The sequence below is a fragment of the Streptosporangium sp. NPDC000563 genome (genome assembly GCF_040299985.1).
Lineage (GTDB): Bacteria > Actinomycetota > Actinomycetes > Streptosporangiales > Streptosporangiaceae > Streptosporangium.
On the sequence record NZ_JBEPDA010000026.1, the window covers coordinates 90550 to 99209 of the forward strand.

The window sequence follows — 8660 nt, forward strand, 5'->3', positions numbered from 1 at the left end:
CCGTCCGTTCACAGGCCGTACCGTTCCGGCTTGGGAGTCCGCGACATCAGCAGCACCGCGGCCTCGCTGGGGGGCATCGCGTCGTGGACGACGGCCACCACCACCTCGGTGATCGGCATCTCCACATCGTGTTTTCTGGCCAGTTCGAGCACCGACTCGCAGGACTTGACCCCCTCGGCGGTCTGTTTCGTGGCGGCGATGACCTCGGTCAGCGTCATGCCTCGCCCCAGATTCTCACCGAAAGTACGGTTCCTCGACAATGGGGAGGTGCAGGTCGCCACCAGATCACCCATGCCCGCGAGGCCCGCGAAGGTGTGCGGGTCCGCGCCGAGCGCCGCGCCGAGCCGGGAGATCTCGGCCAGGCCACGCGTCATCAGCATCGCCCCGACGTTGTCGCCGAGTCCCATCCCCGCCGAGATGCCGACCGCCAGGGCGATCACGTTCTTGACGGCCCCACCGAGCTCGACCCCGATGACGTCGGGGTTGGTGTACGGACGAAACCAGGGCGGCAGGTAGCAGGCCTCCTGAAGTCGCTCCATCGCCCGCTCGTCCGTGCAGGCGACCACGGTGGCGGCCGGCTGGCCCCTGACGATCTCACCGGCCAGGTTGGGTCCCGACACCACCGCGACGCGTTCCTCGGGCACCTCGGCGACCTCGCGGATCACCTCGCTCATCCGCTTGGTGGTGCCCAGCTCGATGCCCTTCATCAGGCTGACCAGCACCGCGCCGGGCGGCAGGTGCGGCTTCCAGCGGGTCAGGTTCTCCCGCAGGGTCTGGGAGGGCACCGCGAGCACCACGAAGTCGGCGCCTTCGAGGGCCTCGGCGGGGTCGACGGTGGCGCGCAGGGTCTCGGGCAGCACCGCGCCCGGCAGGTAGTCGGGGTTCTCGTGCCGCCGGTCGATCGCCTCGACGATCTCCGGCTTGCGTCCCCACAGCGTCGTCCGGGTGCCCGCCCCGGCGAGGATCATGCCGAAGGTCGTCCCCCACGAGCCCGTGCCGAACACGGCCGCCTTGGTCATCGGTTCTCCTCGGGCGTGGAAACCTCCGCCTCGGGGCGGGCGAGGAGGCGCGCGGCGCCGTACGGCTCCGCACCGGGTCCGGCGATGACCAGGTCACCACCGGGGTGGCCTGCGGCGTCCTCACCCCCCGGACGGCGGGAAGGCGAAACGCCTGCGGAGTTGCTGTAGGACCTCAAGGGATTTCTCCTGGCGGGCGACCGATGGTGAATCAGGAACTCTCACGGGCGACCGTGGGAACCCCCTCCCCCTACGGAGGGGGGATGTCAACACCGTACGCCGAAGTCAGTTGTCGGACGGTCGCCTGAACGGCGTCTCGGGTGCCTTCTCCCCGCGAATCTCGGCCAGCTGGGCCGTGATCGCCGCCATGATGTCGGCGGTCGCCTCGCGCAGGACGTCGGCGGAGGGCGGCTCCCCCTCGCGTCCCGCGTACTTCGACAGGTCGACCGGTGGCCCCGTCTGCACACTGAACGTCTTGCGCGGCAGCAGGCGGGGCCTCTTCGCGCCGTACGGCAGGATCTCCTGGGCTCCCCAGTGGGCGACGGGGATCACCGTCGCGCCGGTCGCCAGCGCGAGCCTGGCCGCGCCGGTCTTGCCCTCCATCGGCCAGAAGTCCGGGTCGCGGGTGCAGGTGCCCTCCGGGTAGAACATCACGCACGCCCCGGCGGCGAGCCGCCGCTTCGACTCCTCCAGCGAGCGCGCCGCGTCGGCGCTCCCCCGGTAGACCGGGATGGCCTGCATGACCTTCACCAGGTGACCGACGAGCGGTACGGAGAAGAGACCCGACTTGGCGAGGATCACCGGCCAGCGGCCGTGGTTGTAGAGGAAGTGCGCGACGAGGATGGGGTCCAGCCACGACAGATGGTTGGTCACCATGATGATCCCGCCCGTCCTTGGGAGGCGGTCGCTGCGACGCCAGTCCTTCTTGACCAGGAGCCACGAGATCGGCTTGACGATGACGACGGCGAAGGCCACCCAGAATCGCGAAGGCCATCCGGGGCGTCTCATGGGCTCCTCCATCCGAGCGGGGTGCGCCTCAGTCTCCCGGTTCGCTCAGGGGGATGTCGAGGCGGGATGCTTAAGGCTATGTCTGCTTCGGAGAGCTCCGGCTGGACCCTGGTCGTCCCGGTCAAGACACTGGTCGCCGCCAAGACCCGCCTGTCGGCCGCGGCGGGCCCGCACCGGGCCGCGCTGGCCGTGGCGATCGCCTGCGACACCGTCGAGGCGGCGCTGAGCTGCGCGCTCGTCGCGCGGGTGATCGTGGTGACGGGCGACCCGGTGGCCGCCGAGGCGCTCGGCGAGGTCGGCGCGCACGTGGTCGGCGATCCGGAGGCGGGGCTGAACGCCGCCCTGCGGCACGGGGCCCTGGAGGCGGCGCGGCTCGCGCCCGGCGACCCCGTGGGCGCCCTGCAGGCCGACCTTCCCGCCCTGCGTCCTGCGGAGCTGGCCCGCGTGCTGATCGCCGCCGCGGAGTTCGACCAGGTGTTCCTGCCCGACGCCGCCGAGATCGGCACCACCTTCTACGGCGTACGGCCCACGGTGCCGTTCACGCCGGGATTCGGCGGCGAGTCGCGGGAGCGGCACCTGCGGCGCGGCGCGAAGGAGCTCTCCGTACAGGACGTGGAGTCGGTCCGCCACGACGTGGACACCCCGGACGACCTGCGTCTCGCGCTCGCCCTCGGCGTCGGCCCCCGCACGCTGGCGATGGCGCGGAGGATCTCGGCGTCGAACCGGGACGACGGTTAGGCTGGACGGATGCAGGCGACGGTGCGGGACTTCGACCCGGCGACCCGGTCGGGGTCGGTCTTCCTGGACGACGGGACCCAGATCCCGTTCGGGGCGGCGGCGTTCGACGCGGGGCCGCTGCGGCTGCTCAGGTCGGGCCAGCGGGTCAATCTCGTGATGGACGGCGACGACGTCACCTACGTCACCCTCTCGACCTTTCCGCTGCCCGGATAGTCCGGAAAGACGACCCTCGCGGCCCGGTCGCGAAGACGAGGACGACGAGGACGGGGTTTCGGGAAAACTCTCGGGCGCCCGGGCCGCCCGGCGCAAAAGCCGGGCGCCCGGACTCCCGTGACGGGAGTCCGGGCGCCCGTGCCCGGGACCTACCGCTTCTTCGCCGACTTCTTGCCGCCGTTGTTGACGAGTTCCTTGAAGTCGGAGCCAGGCCGGAACTTCGGCCCCCAGCTCTCGGCGACGTGAATCTCGGCACCCGTGGAGGGGTTGCGGGCGGTGCGGGCCGGCTTGTGCACCATCTCGAAGGCGCCGAACCCCGTGATCGAGACCTTGTCGCCACTCGCGACGGCGGTCTGGATGGCGTCAAGCACCGCGTTCACGGCCTCGGTGGCCGTCTTCTTGTCGCCCACCCGATCCGCGATGGCGTCGACGAGTTCCTTTTTGTTCATTAAGGTTGCTCCCCCTGCTTACCGATGTCCGGGAGTGGGTCACGAGGCAGAAAACCCGTCTCACCCGATTTGTCACGGCGAGGGGTCTCATCACAGATCTCTCATCAACGATCACGACGAGAAACCCCTTGCCCGCTTGAAATTAGGGGACGGAGCCGTATGACTCAATCACCTTCCGCAATGTTTCCAGTGCTCGGCGTATCCGAAACCACGACATCAATACTGAGAAGGAACAAATCAAGACGCCCGGCGGCGTGTTCGAGGTCGCGTTTGGCCATATCGCAGATGGCGAGAAGACGCCGGGCGAGACGTTTTCTCTCCTCGGCGGGGACGGGCAGAGACCGGACGTGGCGGTGCGCCTCGCGCAGCCGCCACGCCAGCTCGTGTTCTGAACGCGTCAGACGGTCGTCGGCAGCCATGGCTGCCGACCATTCTCGTATGTCCCGATGGCATCGGCGTTGCGCAGGGTCAGCCCGATGTCGTCCAGGCCCTCCATGAGCCGCCAGCGCGTGTAGTCGTCGATCTCGAACGCGACGCTCTCCCCGCCCCAGCGGACCTGGCGCTCCGCCAGGTCCACGGTGATCTCCAGGGTGGGGTCCGCCTCCACCGCGGCCTGCAGGGCCTCGACGGTCTCGCCGGGCAGGACGACCGGGAGCAGGCCCATCTTGGTGGAATTATTACGGAAGATGTCGGCGAACCGGGCCGCGATCACGACGCGGAAGCCGTACTGCTGCAGGGCCCAGACCGCGTGTTCGCGGGAGGAGCCGGTGCCGAAGTCGGGTCCGGCGAGCAGGATCGTGGCGCCCTCGTGGGCGGGGTTGTTCAGGACGAAGTCGGGGTCCTCGCGCCAGGCGGAGAACAGGCCCTTCTCGAAACCGGTCCGGCTGACCTGCTTGAGCCAGACGGCGGGGATGATCTGGTCGGTGTCCACGTTGCTGCGGCGCAGCGGCACGGCCCGGCCGGTGTGGGTGACGAACGCTTCCATCGCGAGGACTCCTTACAGGCCGGCGGGCAGGTCGGCGGGCAGATCGGCAGGCGCGGTGAGTTTGCCGGTGACGGCGGTCGCGGCGGCGACCTGCGGGGACACGAGGTGCGTACGGCCGCCCTTGCCCTGACGCCCCTCGAAGTTGCGGTTGGAGGTCGAGGCGCTGCGCTCGCCGGGGGCGAGGGTGTCGGGGTTCATGCCCAGGCACATGGAACAGCCCGCCTCGCGCCATTCGGCGCCCGCGTTCTTGAAGACCTCGTGCAGCCCCTCCTGCTCGGCCTGGAGCTTGACCAGCATCGAGCCGGGCACGATCAGCGTGCGCGTGACGACCTGGCGCCCGCGCAGCACGTCGGCCGCGGCACGCAGGTCCTCCAGGCGCCCGTTGGTGCAGGAGCCCACGAAGACCGTGTCGACCTGGACCTCGCGGAGCGGGGTGCCCGCGGTCAGGCCCATGTACTCCAGGGCGCGGGCGGCGGCGGCCGGGTCGCCGGTGTCCTCCGGGCGCGGCACGGACGTCCCCAGCGGGGCCCCCTGGCCAGGGTTGGTGCCCCAGGTGACGAACGGGGTGAGCGTTGAGGCGTCGATCTCCACGACGGTGTCGAAGGCGGCGTCCTCGTCGGTCACCAGCGTCTTCCAGTACGCGACCGCGGCGTCCCAGTCGGCGCCGGAGGGCGCGTGGGGACGGCCCTTGAGGTATTCGAAGGTGGTCTCGTCGGGAGCGATCAGGCCCGCGCGGGCGCCCGCCTCGATGGACATGTTGCAGACGGTCATCCGGCCCTCCATGGAGAGCCTGCGGATCGCCTCACCGCGGTATTCCACGATGTAGCCCTGGCCGCCGCCGGTGCCGATCTTGGCGATGATCGCGAGGATCAGGTCCTTCGCCGTGACGCCGGTCGGCAGCTCGCCGGAGACCTCGATCGCCATCGTCTTCGGCCGGTAGGCGGGCAGCGTCTGGGTGGCCAGCACGTGCTCGACCTCGGAGGTGCCGATGCCGAACGCGATGCCGCCGAAGGCGCCGTGGGTGGAGGTGTGAGAATCACCACACACGATCGTCATGCCGGGCTGGGTCAGACCGAACTGCGGGCCGATGATGTGGACCACGCCCTGCCCCGCGTCGCCCATCGGATACAGCCGGACGCCGAACTCCGCGCAGTTCTTGCGCAGCGTCTCGACCTGCACCCGCGACACCGGGTCGTCGATGGGACCGCGCACGGTCGGGACGTTGTGGTCCTCGGTGGCGATGGTGAGCTCGGGACGCCGGATGGGGCGGTTGGCCATGCGCAGGCCGTCGAACGCCTGCGGGCTCGTCACCTCGTGAATGAGGTGCAGGTCGATGTAGAGCAGGTCGGGTTCTCCCTCGGCACGTCGTACGACGTGCTGCTCCCATACCTTCTCCGCGAGCGTGCGGCCCATGTCGCCTCCTTGCGATCGGCTGTCCCACTCCCACTTGCTTTCTCATATGTCGAGACTGCAGTATCGGTGTATGGACAACTCTAGCGGAGTCGGCGTACTGGACAAGGCCGTCCTCGTGCTCAATGCCCTCGAAGCGGGACCGGCGTCCCTCGCCCAGCTCGTTCAGGCCACCGGCCTGGCCCGGCCGACCGCCCATCGGCTCGCCGTCGCGCTGGAGCACCACCGCATCGTCTCCCGCGACACACAGGGCAGGTTCGTGCTGGGCCCGCGCCTGTCCGAGTTGTCCACGGCCGCCGGCGAGGACCGGCTGCTCGCCGTCGCCTCCCCGATTCTCACCCAGCTGAGGGACCTGACCGGCGAGAGCGCCCAGCTCTACCGCCGCCAGGGTGACGAGCGGGTCTGCGTGGCCGCCGCCGAGCGCGCCAGCGGACTGCGCGACACCGTGCCCGTCGGCTCGGCCCTGCCGATGCTCGCCGGTTCCGCCGCGCAGATCCTGCTCGCCTGGGAGGAGCCCGACCGCCTGCACCGAGGACTGCGCGGGGCCAAGTTCACCGCCGCCACGCTGGCGAGCGTACGGCGCAGGGGCTGGGCACACAGCGTCGGCGAGCGCGAGCAGGGTGTGGCCAGCGTCTCGGCGCCGATCAGGGGCGCGGGCGGCAAGGTGGTCGCCGCCGTCTCGGTCTCCGGCCCGATCGAGCGCCTGACCCGCACCCCCGGCCGCCTCCACGCCGCCCCCGTGGTCACCGCCGCCGAGCGGATCACCGAGTCGATGCGCCGCGCCAACTGAGGGCGAGCGGATCACCGCCGTCCGAGGGCGAGCGGATCACCGCCGTTCGCCGCGGTGAGGGCGGTTTCCGCCCTCGACGGCCGGATCGCGGGGCCGGAGGCCCGCGATCCGGGTGCCCGGGCCGCGCGCCGGTTGACACCCGCCGGTCGGCGGGCGATATGAGGAGGCGAGCACCCCCGCGGCCCCCTAGGCTGGGAAGGTGACAGATCGCATCGAGGCAGCCGCGGCTGAACTGCGTCCCCTGCTCCAAAACTTCATCCTCTGGGCGCGTGAGAACGCGCCCGGCAGCGATTCCAACCTGGTGGGCTCCGTCGCCCTGTGGCACCGCCTGATCGCCTCCGACGACGTGGGCCGGTGGAAGCAGTCCGACCTGCGCACGGTGCTCCTCGATCGGATGCCCCAGGTCGTCGAGGACCCCGACGCCGCCGCCGACGGCATGGTGCCCGCGATCCGCGCCTACCTGACCTTCCTGTCGGAGTCCGACCGCCTCGCCAAGGGCTCGGCCTCGCTGAGCGACCTGCTCTCCGAGCTCGACCGCCTCGAAGACGATTTCGTCGACGCGATGGAGGAGCTCGTCGTCGAGGAGGACGAGGACGAGGAGTACGACGAGGAGGAGTCCGAAGGGCTCGGCGACTTCGAGCCGTTCGCCGACGAGCTCTCCGAGCTGCCGACGATCAGGCTCCGGCCCGACAGCGAGCTGGCCGCGGCCACCCGTAAGGCGACCCTGATCACCAAGGCCCGCGACCTCGCGGTCTGGGTCGGCTCCGAGCGCCGGGTGGGTGAGACGAGCCTGCTCACCGACACCGAGATCACCGAGGCCCTCGCGGTCCTCGGGCTTCCGGTCCCGGAGAAGCCCGGCGCCTCGCTCGCCGACTCCGTCCCCGCGCTCTGGAACATCTGGAACCTCGCGATCGACCTCGACTTCCTCCAGCCCGAGGGGGAGGACACCGTGAGTGTCGACGCCGACACCGCGGAGTGGCCCTTCGAGGAGGACGACGACGCCCTCGACGCGTGGATGGCGGGCCTGCAGTCCATCGACTACGGCGACCCCGAGCTGGAGGACGAGGAGGCCACGATCGCCCTGTCCGGGCTGACCAGGGCACTGCTGGTCCGGGTGCTGCTGGCGACGGGCTCGAAGCCGCTGGCCGAGCTGCGCACCGAGCTGGCCGAGGCCGCCGCCGAGTACGACGACCTGGGCGCCGACGCCTGGGCCGCCGCCACCGCGCAGTACGGCGACCCGCTCAACCCCGTGCTCGACTGGCTGATCGGATACGGCATGGTCGAGGTCGAGCACGACCAGGTGCGGCTCACGCCGCTCGGCATGGAAGGCGTGGTCCACCTCGTGGACGACGCCGACATCGAGCTGGACGCCCGGCCGGCCATCGACGCGATGACGGCTCTCGACCTGCTCTCCTTCGGCGCCGAGCTTCCCGAGGAGGAGGCGGACGCCGAGTTCGCGGCCTGGATGGAGCTGCGCGCCCCCGAGCAGGCCGCCAGGGACCTGCTGGAGGCCGCGGCCGAGGACGACGCGGACGCGCTGATCCGGGTCCAGGCGGCCAGCATGGTGGGCTCGCTCGGCGACGTGGCCGTGCCCGCGTGGCGGGAGGCTCTCGACGAGCCGTCCCTGCGCCCGTACGCGGCCACCCACCTCGCCCAGCTGGGCGTCGAGGACGCCCCCACGCCCACCCAGTCCGACACCCACTGGCTCATCCTCGACATGCTGACCATCTCCGCGGGTCTCGGCCGCCCGGAGTTCGTCAGCAGCCTTGACGACATCGGCAACGTGCCGAATCTCGTCAGCCTGCTCGAAGTGATCTGGAAGGTGCCGCACCCGCACCTTGAGGAGCTGCTGGAGGCGATCGGCAAGGCACACCCGGACAAGCAGGTGGGCAAGGCCGCCAAGCGGGCCCTCTTCAAGGCCCGCTCCGGGCAGAACTAGCCCCACGTTCCCGGAGAGGGGGGGGGGGGGGGGGCCCGGATCGGAGAGAGGCGCCACCCCGGGAAAAAGACGAAAAAAAAACCAACACCACAACCAAAGACGCAGGAGGCCG

The 8660-nt window shown here is 70.6% G+C and carries 11 protein-coding genes; 4 read left to right on the top strand and 7 right to left on the bottom strand.

Annotated features, from left to right (window positions below; all coding sequences use genetic code 11):
* Window positions 1-8: 8 nt before the first annotated feature.
* From ABT352_RS35270 to ABT352_RS35280, 3 genes are all read right to left on the bottom strand, one after another.
* Window positions 9-1019: an NAD(P)H-dependent glycerol-3-phosphate dehydrogenase gene (locus tag ABT352_RS35270; protein WP_350949360.1), complete on the bottom strand. Its 1011-nt coding sequence runs from the start codon at window positions 1017-1019 to the stop codon at window positions 9-11.
* The gene (locus ABT352_RS35275) at window positions 1016-1195 is read right to left on the bottom strand and encodes a hypothetical protein (RefSeq protein WP_350949361.1); all 180 of its coding nucleotides are present in this window, start codon (window positions 1193-1195) and stop codon (window positions 1016-1018) included. Before ABT352_RS35275 ends, ABT352_RS35270 begins: the two co-directional genes overlap by 4 nt.
* 106 nt (window positions 1196-1301) lie before the next feature.
* Entirely contained in the window at window positions 1302-2024 is a 723-nt protein-coding gene (locus tag ABT352_RS35280) for a lysophospholipid acyltransferase family protein (protein ID WP_350949362.1), read from the bottom strand.
* Between the two features lie 78 nt (window positions 2025-2102).
* Between ABT352_RS35280 and cofC the strand changes: the two genes are divergently transcribed.
* Both cofC and ABT352_RS35290 read left to right on the top strand, forming a co-directional pair.
* Complete coding sequence (gene cofC / locus ABT352_RS35285; RefSeq protein ID WP_389777425.1) at window positions 2103-2762, top strand: 2-phospho-L-lactate guanylyltransferase; 660 nt, start codon at window positions 2103-2105, stop codon at window positions 2760-2762.
* Window positions 2763-2771: 9 nt separating this feature from the next.
* On the top strand, window positions 2772-2975 hold the full coding sequence (locus ABT352_RS35290; protein ID WP_350949364.1) for a hypothetical protein: 204 nt from the start codon (window positions 2772-2774) through the stop codon (window positions 2973-2975).
* Between the two features lie 149 nt (window positions 2976-3124).
* Here ABT352_RS35290 and ABT352_RS35295 read toward each other — a convergent pair whose 3' ends face one another.
* The 4 genes from ABT352_RS35295 to leuC all read right to left on the bottom strand — a co-directional run bounded on the left by ABT352_RS35295 (window position 3125) and on the right by leuC (window position 5822).
* Window positions 3125-3424 (bottom strand): HU family DNA-binding protein, encoded by a 300-nt coding sequence (locus ABT352_RS35295; RefSeq protein ID WP_350949365.1) that lies wholly within the window; start codon window positions 3422-3424, stop codon window positions 3125-3127.
* A gap of 164 nt (window positions 3425-3588) precedes the next feature.
* Complete coding sequence (locus ABT352_RS35300; RefSeq protein ID WP_350949366.1) at window positions 3589-3843, bottom strand: SCO5555 family protein; 255 nt, start codon at window positions 3841-3843, stop codon at window positions 3589-3591.
* A complete protein-coding gene (leuD, locus tag ABT352_RS35305; protein ID WP_350949367.1) occupies window positions 3822-4409 on the bottom strand; it encodes a 3-isopropylmalate dehydratase small subunit in 588 nt (195 codons plus the stop codon). The genes ABT352_RS35300 and leuD overlap by 22 nt, the downstream gene beginning before the upstream one ends.
* A gap of 12 nt (window positions 4410-4421) precedes the next feature.
* Window positions 4422-5822 (bottom strand): 3-isopropylmalate dehydratase large subunit, encoded by a 1401-nt coding sequence (gene leuC, locus ABT352_RS35310; RefSeq protein WP_350949368.1) that lies wholly within the window; start codon window positions 5820-5822, stop codon window positions 4422-4424.
* A gap of 70 nt (window positions 5823-5892) precedes the next feature.
* Between leuC and ABT352_RS35315 the strand changes: the two genes are divergently transcribed.
* Window positions 5893-6609 carry an IclR family transcriptional regulator gene (locus ABT352_RS35315; protein WP_350949369.1) on the top strand — a complete coding sequence of 239 codons (717 nt, stop codon included), beginning with the start codon at window positions 5893-5895 and terminating at the stop codon, window positions 6607-6609.
* Between the two features lie 199 nt (window positions 6610-6808).
* The gene (locus ABT352_RS35320) at window positions 6809-8548 is read left to right on the top strand and encodes a hypothetical protein (protein ID WP_350949370.1); all 1740 of its coding nucleotides are present in this window, start codon (window positions 6809-6811) and stop codon (window positions 8546-8548) included.
* The last annotated feature ends 112 nt before the right edge of the window (window positions 8549-8660 follow it).